This is a genomic window from Floridaenema aerugineum BLCC-F46, from assembly GCF_041929345.1.
Lineage (GTDB): Bacteria > Cyanobacteriota > Cyanobacteriia > Cyanobacteriales > Aerosakkonemataceae > Floridanema > Floridanema aerugineum.
Map to the genome: position 1 here is coordinate 24,096 of NZ_JBHFNQ010000064.1, position 17,589 is coordinate 41,684.

Genomic DNA, 17,589 nt, shown 5'->3' on the forward strand with positions numbered 1-17,589 from the left:
GTTTACAGGAGTTAAGAAATTTTAACCTTTCTGGGGTGAAAGCTTTGCTAGAAGATATTCTACAGCGTTATGCACCAATTAAAGATTTATTCCTGATTTTCCCGATTAACTTCTGTAGATTAAATATTTTGGTTGATAATCCTAAACTTCAGATCGATCGGATCACCAGTTAATCGCGATCGTTAAGTACGTTGTAGGGTGCGTCAGAACCTTAAAATTATTGTAACTTGCCTAAAATTATAATTTCTGACGCACCCTACAGAATATAACTAAGAACTTGCGTTACTTATCTTTTTTAACAGCAGTATTCTCTAAAAGTAAATTTTCTCGATCGTCATCAAAGGGATTATTAAAAAACGATCCCGTTTGCGGTGGTAAATCTGGATCAAAAACAATTTCCGCAATACTTTTAATCACACCAGTCAAGGGAATTGCTAAAATTACGCCTAATAACCCACCAAATTTAGCTCCTAATAATAAAGCCATGAAAAGAATGACTGGCGAAAACCCTGTTAACCCTCCCATTAATCTGGGAGAAACTAAATTGTCTTTAATCTGTTGAATAATAACTGAAACTCCCAAAACTTCCAGTGCTAACCACCAATCAATAAACGCTACTATGATTACTACTGTACCAATTCCTAAAGTTGCACCTACAAAAGGAATCACTTCCATTAAGCCAATAAAAACGGCAAATAATAGAAAGAACGGTACTTTTAGTAACCAAAAGGCAACGGATAACATTATTGCCATGAATAAGCCTAAAAGTAACTGACCTGAAATGAACTTTTGCAGATTTTTTTGGAGTGATTCAGTCAATACTTGGCTAACTATAGGTGATAAAAAGCTGGTGATTCCTCCCCAAACTCTTTCGCCATCAATTAGCATATAAAAAGAGATTACCAGAATGAATATTAAGTCGAGAAACCAGTTAAACGTGCCAACTACTAAACCCAAACCTTTACTGGCAATTACTTCGGCTTGAGCTTGGACTCTAGATAATAATTGAGATGCTAAAATTCGGACATCAAATGGCAAATTATGCTCGAGGCTCCAAACTTGAAAATTGTCTAATTGTTGCCGTCCTGATTGTACCAAAGAAGGTAAATTAGTGACTAATTGTACTCCTTGATTAAACACGGGGGGTACTACCGTAAGACCGATAAAAGTAATCGCGACAATTGCTGCTAAATAAACTAATGCTACGGCTAAAGTTCTGGGTAAAAATTTTTGTAATACTTTCACCGGGTAGTTGAATAAAAATGCCAGCAGTGCAGCTGTTAAGAAAACGCTGACTAATTCGCCGACATAACCAATTGTGACTAAAGTTGCCCAACTAGCTGCTAATACTAGCAGCCACGTTATCATAAACTTCTGTACAGGTGAGAAAATTGAATAGTCTTTGTTCATGGGTAGTTGATTATTAAATGTTGGTAATTATATATTAATGATGGGGTTCGACAAACTGAATTACTCCCCATTGTCCATTAGTTAACCATTGGGCATCCTGTTGCGGAAGTTGCTCTAATTGTTCGGTTGATAAACCTGCTGCTAATTCTGATTTTAAGGTGCGAAGTGCTACAAAAAGTGCGGGGAAGTAAGATGTAATACTTTGGTAAGGAGTGGTATAATCCCAGTGGCGATCGCCAACAGTCCGCCGATAACTAGCATCACCTTTAACTATAATTAAATTAGCGTTGCTTAATTCTTGATACAATAGACATCTCCAGAAATTAAAAGTGCGTTACCACTGAACCCTTGTAGAGACGTTGTATACAACGTCTCTACTTTGAAAGGAGATGTCTATTGTAGATTTTAGATTTTAGATTGATTCCCCAGATAAATCTACTTGCTCAAGCTTAGGTCATCAATGGTAAAATGAAAGATCCTTGCTGCTGGAGGTTGTTGCCAAAAGCGGCCTTGTTGTCCAAAAGGGGAGAACTATGAATAGCTACGAAACAATGTATATTTTGCGTCCTGATTTATTAGATGAGCAAGTAAATCAGGCTGTGGAAAAGTATCAGAATATGCTGCGAGATCAAGGCGCTCAAGATATCAACGTTCAACTGCGTGGTAAACACCGTTTAGCCTACGAAATTAACAAACAACGCGATGGTATCTATGTGCAAATGAATTACCAAGCTAAAGGTAATGTCGTTGCTCCGATGGAAAGAGCGATGCGCTTGAGTGAAGAAGTAATTCGTTATCTGACAATTAAGCTGGAAGAGGTTTCCACTAAAGCCAAAGCCGATGCGGAAGAAGAACCCGCAGAAGCTACTGCTTAGATTGCGATCTGTAGAGACGTTTCATGAAACGTCTCTACGGGTACCTTTAATTCAAGAATTTTAACTACACTCTGCCCTTCCTCTAATAACCATGATAAAATGTCGCTTGCACGTACTATAACGGCAAGTTGGCAAAATCTTCGAGGAGTTGTGAGCCATTGTGAGCCAAATCGACACCCCCTTTCAATCCCTGCAATCAGAAGTTTCTCATCTCCGTGAGGAATTGCAACTGAGAGATCAACTGGTTCAACAGTTGTCTCAAGAACTATTCCGGTTAGTCAAGGGAAATACGACTTTCCTACCCGCGCCGGAATTATCGCAACAGCATCAAGCTCAGATGCAGGCTATGCAAGAGCAACTGCAAGGGGTAGAACAACAAGTGAAGTTCTACCAAGAGCAGATTTCCGATCGCGATGCCGAAATCTATCACCTGCGTCAGTCTGTTCAAGAATTAACCGATCGTAGCCGAATGCTCGAACAAGTGGTACAGGAATTACCGCAAATTTATCGCCAGAAATTTACGGAACGCCTTGCACCAATTAAAGAAAAAGTGACAATGCTACAACGGGAAAATCGTCAACTTCACGCAGAATTGCAAAGTCTAACCTATCGGTTGGCAATTAAAAGTCGGACTCCTAATGCAAGGCTTGATTTGCCTAGCTTTCCTAAAGTTGGAGGTAGTAGAGTTAGTCTTCCTTTTAGTAATGCTTGAAGTTTGGATCGTAGTTGATGGGGAGGTGAATGCTACTGGCGAATTAATGGCTGCATCTCCCGCAACTGCAATAATGGTAGAGGCTTTGCGAAAAGCCATTGCACAACCCGCCACAACGATAAAAGTTTTCGGAAAAAACCATCTAAATTCGCTAAATCTGCCAAAGGAAGTGGTATTTTGTCCATTAACTTTGCATCTTCCTAGTAATTTTGATTTCCCGGAAAAAGCTATATTTAAAGCTTGCGAAAAGGTAGAGTTATTCCGTTATTTAATATCAGAAAATTTCGGTTATGTTACCAGAACGGGTAACTTTTGGTTGCCTGTGGTTTTGACTCAAAAAGGGCCAGTTTATGCAGAAGCGATCGGCCCAGCAAGCGAAACTTCATCAGAATCAGAAGTTGAGTTAAGTTACTTTCAGCCAGTGCATTTCTCTGATGCGATGCGTCAGAAACTTTATGAGATGGCATACAATATACTTAAGTTTCTCAACGCTTCACCAGCTACTTATTTAATTCAATTTGGATTGAGCGATAAAGAAATTTGGTTCGATCGAGTTTTCCCCTTTCCCGCTGCACCTGCGATCGCCAGTATTAATGCACAAACCCCCGATTTATTCACCTGTCATTGGTATTGCTTAACCAATCAACCAATTATCGATTTAACTATTGCACCTCAAAGTTAAGCTGATTGGCAGGCAAGATGCCCGCCCTACAAGTTGATCGATCGAAAATCTAAAATCGATTGACACTGTTGTAGTAGCTAAGTCAAGATCAAAGATGAATGTTAACCTTTGTTAAGGCTGTAGCAGATGTCATTAGAAGTAGTTTCCCTGGAGAATATCCAGGAACTTGCGGGTCAATACGGCTACTGGGCAGTATTTATCGGAATTTTATTAGAAAATTTGGGAATTCCGTTGCCTGGTGAAACTATTACCCTAGCGGGAGGGTTTTTAGCTGGTAGCGGGGAACTGAATTACTGGTTAGTTTTAGGTAGTGCGATCGCAGGCGCAGTTTTAGGCGGTAACTTTGGTTATTTAATTGGTAGATACGGCGGTTGGGCGTTGCTTTTAACTATCGGAAAAATTCTCCGCATTCAGGAAGAAAAACTGGTAGAACTCAAGCAGCAATTTAGCGAAAACGCCGGGAAAACCGTCTTTATTGGTAGATTTATTGCTTTATTGCGGATTTTCGCCAGCCCCTTAGCTGGAATCGTCGAAATGCCATACTTGAAATTTATGGCATACAACATCGCTGGTGCAACAGCTTGGGGTGCAGTCATGGTCAGTCTGTCGTTTTTCGCCGGAAAAGTTGTACCTTTAGAACAATTAGTCGCTTGGGCAGCCCAATTTGCAGTCTTAGCATTATTAATAGTAGCGGCTTGGATTTTCGTTCCCTTCTGGTTGGAACTACGCCAAACCAAAGAATCATAAATTCAATAGCATATAAAATTTAGAGAGAGGAAAATATGCTGGCTCCTCTCTCTTTTTTTGTGCGATCGTTAGCATTAGGACTTACGCAAAGCCTCCCGTAGGGTGCGTTAACGCCAGTGTAACGCACCATCCCCCGCACCATCCCACCATCGCCTAGCGTCACTGCGTAAGTCCTGAGCATTTATATATCTGTCTGTGCATAGATAAAAACTAATGGTTATCCCATAAAAAATTGATTTGTGTCTAGCTTATCAACATGGGACAATATGCACAGGTAAGTAAATTACCCGGCTTTCAATAATTTCATAAAATCTTAGTTCGGTAAAACCAGCAAGATTTATTACTTGCTAGGCATTATTTGTGTGATTGCTGCTTATGCACATAAGCTAATTGGCAATCCTCAATAATGCTATTTTTAGGAACTATCGAACTGCTAATAGCTAAAGAATAAATCGTTTCTTAATAAAGGAACGATTAATTTTTGCTGTTTATAAATATCAGAAAACCCCTTAAATAAGTAATTTATATAAACTGAATAAACCAATTTTGTATCAGTAAATTTAGGGGATCTCAATCAATAACTTTAATTTTATATTTATTTAATACCGTGCTATAGTGAGTTCAACACAAATTAAACAACCTAAATAAAGGGATTCACCGTAAAACCAAATAACGAATAAGTTCGGAAAACGTCTAGAAATTTTAGATGTAATTAAAGAAAAACTTTTTCGTAACTTAATAGCAACGGTATCTCCTTATAAAGAATCAAAACAATTTTTTAGCAAACGGAAAAAATTAGTTTTTCTGGTAGGTTGTTGCGAGTGTAAACAAGATTTTGCCAACCCAAGATTAAAGCTTTGCTGCTGGAGGATGTTATGGATCAGTTTTCTAGTCGGGTTTCTAGACGTAAATTTTTACTAACTGCTGGTGCAACTGCTGCTAGTTCCCTTTTACTTAAAGGTTGTTTAGGAAACCCTCCAGAAAATCTGACTCAAGGAGGTAATGCAGCGCCAGCAAATACCGCAGGAAATACAGCAACAAGTACAACAGGAAATACAGCTGTTCCTGTAGTTAATGTTAATCCTGGTGCTGCCCCGGAAACAACTCGCGTAAAGCTGGGATACTTACCAATTGTTGAAGCTGCGCCGCTAATTATTGCTAAAGAAAAAGGGTTTTTTGCCCGTCATGGCTTGAGTGATGTAGAAGTATCTAAACAAGCCAACTGGGGTGCTGCTAGAGATAACGCAGAAATCGGATCTCAAGGTGGTGGGATTGATGGTGGACAATGGCAAATGCCCATGCCTTATCTAATTAGCGAAGGTAAGATTACCAAAGGCAATGTCAAAATTCCCATGTATATTTTGTGTCAATTAAATACACATGGAAATGGGATTGCGATCGCAGAACAACACAGAGGAAAAGGGATTGACCTCAAGCTTTCTCAGGGCAAATCTTTAATGGGCGGCTTGAAATCCCAAGGTAAAACTTTCACCGCCGCTTACACCTTTCCCCACGTAAACCAAGATTTTTGGATTCGCTACTGGGCGGCGGCGGCGGGTATTGATCCCGATGCAGAAATGAAATTATTAACAGTACCCGCAGCCCAAACAGTAGCTAACATGAAAACTGGCACAATGGATGCCTTTAGTACAGGAGATCCTTGGCCTTACAGAATTGTCGCTGATAAGATTGGTTTCCTAGCTGCTTTAACAGCGGAAATATGGAAAGGCCACCCCGAAGAATATTTAGCAATGAGAAAAGATTGGGTGGATAAACATCCTAATGCTACCAAGGCAATCTTAAAAGCAATTATGGAAGCCCAGCAATGGTGCGATGACTTTAATAACCGTCCAGAAATGGCGCGTATTCTGTCGGCACGGCAATATTTTAATGTTGCTGAACAAGTTCTTCTAGAACCATTCATGGGCAAATACACTCTTGGTGATGGTCGCACAATTGATGATAAATCAATGGCTGCTTTGTATTGGAAAGATGAGAAAGGTAGCGTTTCTTATCCATACAAGAGTCATGACCTTTGGTTCTTAACAGAAAGTGTTCGTTGGGGCTTTTTACCAATGGAGACTTTAGACAATGCCAAAGCGATGATCGATAAAGTCAATCGTGAAGACCTTTGGAGAGAAGCAGCTAAGGAGTTGAATATTGCTGCTGCTGATATTCCCACCAGCACTTCTCGCGGTGTGGAAACATTTTTCGATGGCATTACCTTTGACCCAGAAAATCCCAAGGCTTACCTTCAAAGTCTGAAGATTAAAAAGGTCAGCGTTTAGTTTTTGGTAATGGGTAATTGCGCCCATTACTACTTTTCCCACAAGTAACACTGGAAAGTTTTTTCCACACAGTATAAGGAACCCTAGTACAATGACGACATTGCAAAGAAGAACCGCTAAAACAGCACAGAATCCCTGGATGGCTAAAATTGAAAAGATGTTGCCGGATATTATTCCTCCAGCGATCGCGCTCGCTATCCTGTTAGTAATTTGGCAACTCTTTTCTTTCCTTCCCGGTGTGACTCTTCCTGGCCCGATTAAAGTTGTCCAAGATACTTGGATTCTGATTTGGTGGCCTTTTTACAGAAAAAGTGAAACAGACGTTGGGTTATTTTGGCAAATTTTAGCCAGCTTACAACGGGTAGCAATTGGTTACTTTTTCGCCGCAGTTGTGGGAATTGCTTTAGGCATTCTGGTGGGTACAAATCAAATGATGTCTAAAGCTTTAGACCCAATTTTCCAACTACTGCGAACAGTTCCACCTTTGGCTTGGGTACCTATTGCTTTGGCAGCATTACAAAAGAACGAACCCGCCGCATTGTTCGTAATTTTCATCACTGCAATTTGGCCGATTCTAATTAACACCGCAGTTGGTGTGCGCCAAATTCCCCAAGACTACAACAACGTTGCCAAAGTGTTGCAACTGAATAAGAAAAAGTACTTCTTCAAGATTTTGATTCCCTCTGCATTGCCTTACATCTTCACTGGATTGAGAATTGCGATCGGTCTAGCGTGGTTAGCGATTATCGCGGCTGAAATCGTCATGTCCGGTGTAGCTGGTATCGGCTTCTTCATCTGGGATTCTTATCAAGCAAACAAAATCAGCGAAGTAATTTTGGCACTGGTTTATATCGGGATTGTAGGCTTGCTACTTGACAAGTTAATGGCTTGGGTACAAACCAAGATTCTTCCTGAATAAAACTTAGTGTAATGGTGCGTTACGCTATCGCGAACGCACCCTACAAATCGCAAAGTACTTACTACCCACTAGCAAAAAATTACCCAAATAACTACTATGTCTGTTTTCGTTGCAGTTGATAAAATCGATAAGGTTTTTGACCTATCTAACGGCGGTCAGTATCTCGCCCTCAAAGGCATAGACTTGCAAATTAGAAAAGGCGAATTCATTTCTTTAATTGGTCACTCTGGTTGCGGTAAATCTACTTTATTAAACATGATTGCGGGTTTAGATTTACCCACTGAAGGAGTCGTAACTTTAGAAAGTAAAGCAATCACCAAACCTGGGCCAGATCGGATGGTGGTGTTTCAAAACTACTCGCTACTACCTTGGTTAAATGTGCGGGAAAACATCGAATTGGCAGTAGATGAAGTGATGGGCGATCTGCCGAAGGGTGAGAGAAAATCGATCGTAGAAAAGCACATTGATATGGTAGGTTTGCGACCCCACGCAGACAAACAACCAGCGATGCTTTCTGGGGGACAAAAACAGCGGGTGGCGATCGCTCGTGCTCTAGCAATTCGTCCGAAATTGTTACTATTAGATGAACCCTTTGGCGCATTAGACGCATTAACCAGAGGGAACTTGCAAGAAAGATTGATGGAAATTTGCGAAGAGTACAAAGTAACATCGGTGATGGTAACTCACGATGTTGATGAAGCTGTACTTTTGTCCGATCGCATTGTCATGTTAACTAATGGCCCCGGTTCCAAAATCGGGCAAATCTTAGATGTAGATATTCCCCGTCCCCGCAAACGGATGGAAGTAGTTAATCACCCGAATTATTACAGCTTACGGAGTGAAATGATCTACTTCTTAAACCGTCAAAAACAAGTGAAAAAGCGGCAAGCCAGCAAAGCCCAAGTTGCTATTTCTCGCAACAATTTAGAAAAGGTAAATTTGGAAATTGGTTTTGTACCTTTAACAGCTTGTGCGCCATTAGCAGTAGCTAAAGAAAGAGGTTTCTTTGCTAAATACGGTTTAGAAGAAGTTAAGTTAGTTCGAGAACCTAGCTGGCGTGGCATTGTTGATGATATGGTAGCCGGACAATTAGATGCTGCCCAAATGCCAGCGGGGATGCCTTTGTGGTTAACTTTAGGTGGTAATGGTGGGCAATCAGTTCCGATCGTTACTTCCCTAACAATGGCGCGGAATGGAAATGCAATTACCTTAGCCAAACGCTTTTATGAACAGGGAATTTACACCTTATCAGACCTGAAAAAATACCTGCAAAAATCCAAAGACCAACAGCACATTTTTGGCATGGTACATCCTTCTTCCATGCACAATTTGCTGTTGCGTTATTGGTTAGCAGCAGGAGGGATTGATCCAGATCGAGATGTGAGTTTGACAGTGATTCCTCCCGCGCAAATGGTATCCAATTTGCAATCAGGAAACATTGACGGATATTGTGTAGGGGAACCTTGGAATATTCGGGCTGCGGTAGAAGGAATTGGATTTTCGATCGCCACCGATTTAGAAATTTGGTTAGGACATCCCGGAAAAGTTTTGGGAGTTCGTGAAGATTGGGCGGCTGCATATCCAAGAACACATTTAGCATTAGTAACCGCACTTTTAGAAGCCGCCCAATTCTGTTGCCAAGAACGCCACTATGAAGAAGTGCGGCAAATTTTAACCAGACCAGAATATGTAGGAACTGACATTGAATACATTCAAATTGGCGATCCTAACGTCGCAGTTTGCAGCTTAGAACATCACCGAGAATACGCCCATCACCTATTTTTTGGAGAAGGCGTTAACCGTCCTAGCCGTACCGAACACCTGTGGATTTTGACCCAAATGGCACGTTGGGATAAAGTTCCATTCCCCAGAAACTGGTTAGAAATTATGGAACGTTTATGTCGCGTAGATGTCTTTAGTATGGCAGCCAGAGAACTCGGCTTACTCGACTTTAGTTACTCACGCGGAAAAATCGAATTATTTGATGGCATCACCTTCAATTCCGAAGATCCACTGGCTTATCTTGCCCAACAAAAAATCAAACGTGAATTCCGCATAGAAGAAGTTGCTTTGCCTGTTCCCGGAAGATTAAAAGTTGCTTAAATTGGGGACTAGGGACTGAGGATGACAGGCAAGAAATTTGTCCTACTGGGAAAAAATCTCTCCATCTCTCAATCTCTTCCCTCTCTTCCTTTGCGTTCTTTGCGTTCTTTGCGGTTCAAAAAAAGCCTCTCACACACCACAAATAATTTAGGAAAATGCCAACCTTGAAAAACCCAAGCACCAAAACAACTCAAACAACCAAAACTCCTGTAGCTGTAAAATCAGCAAAAAAAGAGCCATTTTTAAACTTTGAAAACGTCTCCAAAGCCTTCCCCACACCCAAAGGGCCTTATGTAGTTTTAGAAGACGTTAACCTGAAAATTCAAGAGGGCGAATTTATCTGCGTCATCGGGCACTCAGGTTGCGGAAAATCCACATTACTAAACATGGTTTCTGGTTTTTCTCGACCAACGACTGGGGAAGTAAGATTACGATCGCAACAAATCACCAAACCCGGCCCTGACCGCATGGTAGTATTCCAAAACTATGCCCTCTTACCTTGGTTAACTGCCTTTGAAAACATTTACTTAGCAGTTGATGCAGTTCACCCAGACAAACCTCAGTCCGAAAAAGAGGAAATAGTCAAATACAACTTAAATTTGGTCGGACTCACAGAAGCAGCTAACAAAAAACCGCAGCAACTTTCAGGGGGGATGAAACAGCGGATTTCGATCGCCCGTGCCCTATCTATTCGTCCACAAGTATTAATTTTAGACGAACCCTTTGGGGCGTTAGACGCTATCACCAAAGAAGAGTTACAAGAAGAACTGCTGAAAATTTGGAACGATATGCGGATGACAGTGTTGATGATTACTCACGACATTGACGAAGCCTTATTTTTAGCAGACCGCTTGGTGATGATGACCAATGGCCCCAGGGCAAATATCGGGGAAATTCTCAACATTCCTTTTTCCCGCCCACGCGATCGGACTCGAATCATGGAAGACCCGGAATATTACAATCTCCGTAACTACGCCCTAGATTACTTGTTCCGACGCTTTGCCCACGATGATGAGTAGTATCAGATTTCCTTATACCTGTGTGGTTTAAAACCTCCAGTGTATACCAGAGGTGGGCCTTCTCACCTCTTTCTTGTGCAATGTTACGTTAAATGCTATACAGATTTGCCGTTTTTCTTTGATGTATAAATTAAAATCTATGATAACTGTTCGTACTATCAATCAAATAAAATTAAAAAAGTCTTAAATTCATAAGATAATTTGATACATTGTTATTTAACAACTAGCTTGGCTCAAAAAGCTAGTGATTCTTGGCACATTAATGGCTTCGTAAACACGCAAATATTAATATGCCTTAACGGAAGAATATGGATTGAGGCTACTCAAGTCCATAACCTTCGTTTATCCATAATTCTTGCTGAAATTCGAGGGGTAATCCTGATGTCTCAGTTCTTGCTCCAAACTATTTGGATGGTGCCCATATATCCCTTAATCGGGATGATTTTAACAATACCCTGGTCGCCCGGAATCATTCGCCGCACAGGGCCAAGACCATCCGGTTATGTTAACCTAATTACAACATTTTTGGCTTTTCTGCACGGGTTATTTGCTCTAACAGCTATTTGGAACCAAACACCCTATCAACTTTTCATTCCTTGGCTGCAAGTAGCTAACTTAGACTTAACTTTGCCCTTGGAAATCTCCACCGTGACAGTAGGAGCTACAGTTGTAATCACGGGGTTAAACTTTCTAGCGCAAATTTTCGCTGTTGGTTATTTGGAGATGGACTGGGGGTGGGCAAGATTCTTCGCTTTAGTGGCATTTTTCGAGGCAGGAATGTGCGGTTTAGTATTGTGCAACTCCCTCTTTTTCAGTTACGCCATCCTCGAACTTTTAACCCTGGGCACTTATTTACTCGTCGGATATTGGTTTAACCAATCATTAGTAATTACAGGCGCAAGAGATGCGTTTTTAACCAAACGGGTAGGAGATTTATTCCTACTTATGGGAGTTTTAGCAATCTATCCCATTGCCGGAACTTGGAACTTCACCGATTTAGCAGAATGGGCATCAACCGCCGAAATTGAGCCAAAACTTGCGGCATTATTGGGTTTAGCTTTAATTGCAGGGCCATTGGGCAAATGCGCTCAATTTCCCTTACACTTGTGGTTAGATGAAGCAATGGAAGGCCCCCTTCCGGCTACCATTTTGCGGAATGCCGTAGTTGTCGCCACTGGCGCTTGGGTATTAGTCAAAATTCAACCAGTTTTAGCCCTCTCTCCAGTATCAGAGTTGGCAATGTTTATTATTGGTGGCGCAACTGCTATTGGTGCTTCTTTAATATCTATTGCCCAAATTGATATTAAACGCGCTTTGTCTTATCTTGTCAGCGCTTACATGGGCATAGTTTTTATTGCTGTAGCCGCTGGACAACCCCAAATCGCATTATTATTAACCTTCACTTATGCACTCAGCATGGCACTTTTGGTGATGGGTGTTGGTGGTGTAGTTTGGAATAATACTACTCAAGATTTGACTCAATACGGTGGTTTGTGGTCGCGCCGACCAGTATCAGGATTTGCCTTTATTATTGGTGCAGTTGGGTTAATTGCCTTGCCACCATTGGGCGGTTTTTGGTCAATGCAACAATTAGTCGAACAACTGTGGGTATCATATCCATTGATGGCTGGATTAGTGTTAGCAGTTAACGCGATCGTTGCCTTTAGTTTGACTCGCACTTTCGGGTTAGTATTTGCTGGTAAAGTCAAACCGATGACTTACCGTTCCCCGGAAATTCATTGGCCGATGGCTTTGCCAATGGTAATTTTAAGTGGCTTAAATCTTCACGTTCCACTGTTACTTTGGCAATGGCATCAGTTACCCAGTTTAGAAACTGGAAATCTAGCTGTAGCGTTAAGTTTGATTGTTTCGAGTTTAGCTGGTTTCGCTTTGAGTAGTGTAGTTTATCTCAACAACAGTTGGGAAAAACCAGTGCAGTTAAGTTGGCAACCTCTACAAGATTTCTTTGCTTACGACCTGTACACTGCCAAACTTTATAAGTTGACGATCGTCTTTGTGGTTGATTTAATTTCCCGTGTGATGTATGCGATCGATCGTTACCTAGTTGATGGATTAGTAAATCTCACCGGACTCGCCACAGTTTTTAGCGGACAAACTCTCAAATACAACGTCTCAGGTAAAGGTCAGTTTTACCTCTTAAGCATCCTCTTGGGCGTTTCTTTACTAATAATTTTGGTTAGCTGGCCCTTTTTATCCCAACTATTAATTGTCAGTAAATGAGTAAGGGCAGGAAATAAGCAAGGGCGGGTTTTGTTGAAAGGCGATCTGTGAAAAGGAAAAATTATTTTCTAAACCCGCCCCGACAATTCAAAACTTTCTTCCTAACTCAAAACTCAACACTCAACACTCAAAACTTGACTAATCACCATGCTGAGTACTTTAATTTGGTTGCCTGTCATTGGTGCTGCTATTATCGGCGTTTTACCGCAAGAAAAAGCAGCACGTAACGCTCGAAATTTAGCTTTAATAGTAGCTAGCATCATCTTTTTCTGGACTCTTTTCATTCTGTCCAAATTCAGTATTAGCAATCCCAGTTTTCAATTAACCGAATTTCTGCCTTGGATTGAAACTTTGGGTTTGTCCTATAGTTTGGGGATCGATGGGATATCTTTACCTTTAATTGTTTTAAACAGCTTGCTGATTTGGATAGTCATTTTCAGCAGCGGTGAAAACATTTCTCGTCCCAAACTTTATTACTCTTTAATTCTGCTAGTTAGTTCTGGGTTAGCAGGTTCTTTCTTAGCACAGAATTTACTGCTGTTTGTGCTGTTCTACGAAATTGAACTCATTCCCCTGTATCTGTTAATTGCGATTTGGGGTGGTTTAAAACGGGAATATGCAGCAATTAAATTTTTACTTTACACAGCAGTTTCGGGAATTCTGATTTTAGCTGCTTTTTTAGCTTTGGGTTGGTTAGCAGGAACTACCATTAGAGGCGCTACTTTCAATTTTGATTATGCCACAATTAAATCAACAGTTTTGCCTTTTAGTTGGCAACTTCCTCTGTTAATTACTTTGTTAATTGGTTTCGGAATCAAGACTCCTTTAGTTCCTTTCCACACTTGGTTGCCTGATGCTTATGTGGAAGCTTCTCCACCAATAGCAATTCTTTTGGGTGGTGTTTTAGCGAAGTTGGGAACTTATGGTTTAGTGCGTTTTTGTTTGGGTTTATTCCCTGATGTTTGGGGAACTTTGGCTCCTAGTTTAGCAGTTTGGGCGACGGTGAGTGTGGTTTATGGGGCGCTAACTGCGATCGCTCAAAAAGACATCAAAAGAATGGTAGCTTATAGTTCGATCGGACACATGGGTTATGTGCTCTTAGGACTCGCCCCCGCCACACCTTTAGGAACTGTCGGCGCAGTCGCCCAAATGTTCAGTCACGGCGTTATTTTAGCTGCACTTTTCTATTTAGTTGGTGTAGTTGAAGCAAAAGTGGGAACTCGCGAACTTGATGTACTCAATGGTTTAATGAATCCCATTCGCGGTTTACCTTTTATTAGCGCTTTTCTCGTAGCAGCAGGAATGGCAAGTGCGGGTATTCCAGGTTTAGTAGGTTTCATTGCTGAATTTGTAGTTTTCCAAGGCGCTTATGCAACATTTCCTATTCCAACTTTAATCTGTGTCGTAGGCACAATGTTGACCGGAGTTTACTTCGTAATTCTGTTAAACCGCACCTGTTTTGGTAAGTTGGATAATGCCACAGCTTATTATCCCAAAGTGTTATGGACTGAAAGAATTCCCGCTTTAATTTTAGTAGGTTTAACTTTCTTTTTGGGCGTGCAACCTACTTGGTTAATGCGTTGGAGTGAAAAAAGTAGCACTGCATTAGTTGCATCTGTGCAAGTTCATCCACAACAACAAATAGCTAAGGTGATAGAAATTTCTCAGAAGTAAGTAGAGTTTGCTGCCAGAACTTGTTTTTAGAACGCAGATGAATGCAGATCAACGCAGATCAACGCAGATGAAGAACAAAATTTTGGTTAAGTGTTCAATATCTGGTTTGTAAATGGCAGATTAAGAGCATTTTTGGTTGTCAATTTTTAGGGAAGTAAGATGGTACAAACTCCGGTTAAGTCTACAAGTAAATTGCCTCCTTCTAGGCATAAATATGCTGATGTTGTGCATCGTTTGGAAGCTGGCGGTGCGATGTTACCTGATTCGCCAGAAAATTTGATGCAAATTATCGGTATCTATAAAGCTTATGCTGTACCGATGGATTTTTATTGGCGGGATTTGCTTTATATTGGTGAGAAGGTTTTTGTCGATCCTTTCCCTTTCTTTAAGTACTTTTTGCCCGATGAGTATTTAAATTTGCATAACCATTATCAAGGTGATGATGCAGATTATCGAGTTTGGAGAAAGGGAGAAGCTACAGCGCATCCTGAACTTTTAGAGTTTATGGATAAGGGAGAATTAAAGAAGAATTTTCCTCGGATTTTTCATCACCTTTGGCACGATCGCGTTAACATGGAATTCGCTGAAGAATGTATGCGTTCTATGCTTTGGCATCGTCTCGGTGGTGGTATGGATCTTTATTTGGATACCCCAGAATATAAGAAATCTGCTGATGAGGCGATTAAGTCTTATTTCAAGGGTAATCCAGCAATGTTAACCCTTTATAAACTGTTCCCAGATTTGTTTTTGGAACAGTGTCGCCAAGCTTCTTATTATGCTAATCTGGGATTATTCTGGGAAGTAATGGCTCCGGTGTTTTTTGAGATTAGCGATCGCTACGATGCCGGAGAAATTACCACCGTTCCTCAAGCAATGGATTTCTTGGTTAATTGCATCTTTATCGCTGCCGGAAGACCAATTTATCACCATGTAAAAATCCGCGATGAAGTGCATAAAATCATTCCCAAAGATTTGGGTTTAATGTGGTTATATGATGCTGCTTTACCTTACGTCGAAGCAGTTTTCTATCGCACTTCACCTTTCCGAGGCACTAAATCTTACAACGCCCAAGCAAAACAAATTCCTGAAAAGCAAGAAGATTTCCATTATGGAATTCTCTACGCTGATGTGTTTCCGGTAGGTACTGCGGGTATTCCTCCAACCCAATTAATGCAGGATATGTTCCATTTCTTACCCCCATATCTGAAGGATTACTATCACAAACATTGCCGCAATGAAGATGATATGCTAATCCAATTGGGGATTAGTTTCCAACGTTCCATGTATGTGGTGACATCAGCAGTATTTAACGGTTTAAGGACTGCTTTACTCTATCCTTTAGACGATCCAAATCCGAAACATTTGATGGCAAATCGCCAGTTCTTTGAATCTCAACTCGATCGTTTCTTGCGCCCAGAAGCGAGAATCGGTAGCATTCAAAATCAAGAGTACAGGTAACTTTCTCAAAGTTCGTTGTAAGCACTTCAGTGCTACAGCGCTAAAGCGCTTACAACGAACAGTACAATAGCTGTGAAAGGTGTCTTTACTCACAGCAAACAAACTGATGAACAAGATAATTTATCCAACTCTTGATTTATTTCTTTATCACCAAAGAGAAGCTTTAACAGAGAACGAAGCAGATATTAAAACTAATCATGCTAATTTTTGGTCTAATTTACCCAAGAATTTAAAGGTAGAACTGAGTGAAGAAGCAAAAGCAGAAAATACAGAATATGTCAGATTACTGGAATTTTCTGAAGCTGCCAAGAGACAAAAACAATTTTTCTTTACTGCATCTTTGGGCGGATATCCTATAGAAGCTTCTTACTATCCAATTCGGTTAAATGATACTTATGCGCTATTATTTGATTGCTATATTAATGATAAAATCCAAGCTCAACCTATTACTTGTCTACAATATTTAAAAACTTTAGCTGATTATAAAACTGCAAATTTAGGCACAACTTGGATAATTTCCGGTTACTTACCGCCATCTTCTAACCCTCAAATTATCGCCCAAGAATTATACAAAGAATTTACTGGTAAAGAATGGCAAAATCCCCAAGAAGGTAAGTTTTTAGGTGCTAATGTTTTTGAAATTTGGCAATCTCCGCAACAGTGGGAAGATATAGAAAAGGAAAATCATCATGTTTTGATTTTTCTTTATCCCAATTTGCAAACGATGGAGAAAACAGCTAGTTTTTATAAACTATGGTTACAGCTTTTTGCTTACCGTAATAAAATTATTTGGGCTTATTCGGAAAGCCGAAAATGTAACCATGAATTGCATAAATTGGTTAGGGAAATTGCCAATACAACCCAGAAAATAGAGAATTTTTCTGCATCAAGCGATTTACAGAAAATACTCCAATGTCAGCCAAAAATATCTTTTAATTATTTAACTGAAGTCAATCAACTGGAAATATTTCAACAAACTATCAAGATTAACTTAGCAAATTACCAATCTATCATAAACACAATTGAAGAAAAGGCTCAATTTTTAGCTGAAAAAGATGTGATGATAGGCGATACTCTCCTAAAATATTTAGAATATTTTAGGAGAGTAGTAGAGCAAAAATATCAATTTCAAATAGCAAAAGATTACACTAATTATAGTTTAATGGCTAAAGTTTTAGAAAGCCAGGTTAACATAATTCAAGGGATGATAGATTTAGAGAGAAAAGAAAGCGATCGCACTCTCACCAACACAATTATTATCGCCAGTACCGGATTAGCAGCAAGTAGCGTTACCGCCTCTATTATCTCTCAAAAATTGCCATCTCCCACAGAAAGAAGTAACTCAATTTCTGTTGAACAAGCTTTTGGTTTAAGTGTTGGAATAGGTTTAGTTGCGGTGGCGATCGCTTATGTAATTCTCCGTCTATTCCGCAAAGTTTTGCTAAAGTAAGAAAAACCCCA

At 40.3% G+C, this 17,589-nt stretch carries 16 protein-coding genes; 13 read left to right on the plus strand and 3 right to left on the minus strand.

Translation table 11 applies throughout. The features are described from left to right. Positions 1–44 precede the first annotated feature (44 nt). Positions 45–173: a hypothetical protein gene (locus ACE1CC_RS07945; protein WP_413269934.1), complete on the plus strand. Its 129-nt coding sequence runs from the start codon at positions 45–47 to the stop codon at positions 171–173. A 109-nt stretch (positions 174–282) separates the two neighbouring features. Here the strand turns inward: ACE1CC_RS07945 and ACE1CC_RS07950 are convergent, their stop codons facing one another. Both ACE1CC_RS07950 and ACE1CC_RS07955 read right to left on the minus strand, forming a co-directional pair. Further along, positions 283–1,410: an AI-2E family transporter gene (locus ACE1CC_RS07950; RefSeq protein WP_413269935.1), complete on the minus strand. Its 1,128-nt coding sequence runs from the start codon at positions 1,408–1,410 to the stop codon at positions 283–285. Positions 1,411–1,444: 34 nt separating this feature from the next. Next, complete coding sequence (locus ACE1CC_RS07955; protein ID WP_413269936.1) at positions 1,445–1,717, minus strand: ARMT1-like domain-containing protein; 273 nt, start codon at positions 1,715–1,717, stop codon at positions 1,445–1,447. 226 nt (positions 1,718–1,943) lie between these two features. Here ACE1CC_RS07955 and rpsF point away from each other — a divergent pair, with 226 nt between their 5' ends. From rpsF to ACE1CC_RS07975, 4 genes are all read left to right on the plus strand, one after another. Next, positions 1,944–2,285, plus strand: a complete 342-nt coding sequence (gene rpsF / locus ACE1CC_RS07960) for a 30S ribosomal protein S6 (RefSeq protein ID WP_413269937.1) — start codon at positions 1,944–1,946, stop codon at positions 2,283–2,285. A gap of 160 nt (positions 2,286–2,445) precedes the next feature. Then, positions 2,446–2,997, plus strand: coding sequence for an Npun_F5560 family protein (locus tag ACE1CC_RS07965; protein WP_413269938.1), 552 nt, complete (start codon positions 2,446–2,448; stop codon positions 2,995–2,997). Beyond that, positions 2,990–3,679, plus strand: coding sequence for a hypothetical protein (locus tag ACE1CC_RS07970; RefSeq protein WP_413269939.1), 690 nt, complete (start codon positions 2,990–2,992; stop codon positions 3,677–3,679). The genes ACE1CC_RS07965 and ACE1CC_RS07970 overlap by 8 nt, the downstream gene beginning before the upstream one ends. Before the next feature lie 126 nt (positions 3,680–3,805). Then, positions 3,806–4,426 carry a DedA family protein gene (locus ACE1CC_RS07975; RefSeq protein WP_413269940.1) on the plus strand — a complete coding sequence of 207 codons (621 nt, stop codon included), beginning with the start codon at positions 3,806–3,808 and terminating at the stop codon, positions 4,424–4,426. A gap of 19 nt (positions 4,427–4,445) precedes the next feature. Here ACE1CC_RS07975 and ACE1CC_RS07980 read toward each other — a convergent pair whose 3' ends face one another. After that, positions 4,446–4,607, minus strand: a complete 162-nt coding sequence (locus ACE1CC_RS07980) for a hypothetical protein (RefSeq protein WP_413269941.1) — start codon at positions 4,605–4,607, stop codon at positions 4,446–4,448. Between the two features lie 694 nt (positions 4,608–5,301). On the opposite strand from ACE1CC_RS07980, the gene ACE1CC_RS07985 reads away from it, so the two are divergent. The 8 genes from ACE1CC_RS07985 (at position 5,302) to ACE1CC_RS08020 (ending at position 17,578) form a co-directional block, all read left to right on the plus strand. Continuing rightward, positions 5,302–6,714, plus strand: coding sequence for a CmpA/NrtA family ABC transporter substrate-binding protein (locus ACE1CC_RS07985; protein ID WP_413269942.1), 1,413 nt, complete (start codon positions 5,302–5,304; stop codon positions 6,712–6,714). Positions 6,715–6,805: 91 nt separating this feature from the next. Beyond that, entirely contained in the window at positions 6,806–7,633 is an 828-nt protein-coding gene (ntrB, locus tag ACE1CC_RS07990; protein ID WP_413269943.1) for a nitrate ABC transporter permease, read from the plus strand. 96 nt (positions 7,634–7,729) lie between these two features. Next, entirely contained in the window at positions 7,730–9,736 is a 2,007-nt protein-coding gene (locus ACE1CC_RS07995) for an ABC transporter ATP-binding/substrate-binding protein (protein WP_413269944.1), read from the plus strand. A gap of 155 nt (positions 9,737–9,891) precedes the next feature. Next, positions 9,892–10,755, plus strand: coding sequence for a nitrate ABC transporter ATP-binding protein (locus ACE1CC_RS08000; RefSeq protein ID WP_413269945.1), 864 nt, complete (start codon positions 9,892–9,894; stop codon positions 10,753–10,755). 381 nt (positions 10,756–11,136) lie between these two features. After that, positions 11,137–12,996, plus strand: a complete 1,860-nt coding sequence (locus tag ACE1CC_RS08005; RefSeq protein ID WP_413269946.1) for an NAD(P)H-quinone oxidoreductase subunit F — start codon at positions 11,137–11,139, stop codon at positions 12,994–12,996. A gap of 147 nt (positions 12,997–13,143) precedes the next feature. Then, positions 13,144–14,670 carry an NADH-quinone oxidoreductase subunit M gene (locus tag ACE1CC_RS08010; protein ID WP_413269947.1) on the plus strand — a complete coding sequence of 509 codons (1,527 nt, stop codon included), beginning with the start codon at positions 13,144–13,146 and terminating at the stop codon, positions 14,668–14,670. A gap of 159 nt (positions 14,671–14,829) precedes the next feature. Beyond that, entirely contained in the window at positions 14,830–16,128 is a 1,299-nt protein-coding gene (locus ACE1CC_RS08015; protein ID WP_413269948.1) for a CO2 hydration protein, read from the plus strand. Between the two features lie 106 nt (positions 16,129–16,234). Next, a complete protein-coding gene (locus ACE1CC_RS08020) occupies positions 16,235–17,578 on the plus strand; it encodes a hypothetical protein (protein ID WP_413269949.1) in 1,344 nt (447 codons plus the stop codon). Positions 17,579–17,589: the final 11 nt, after the last annotated feature.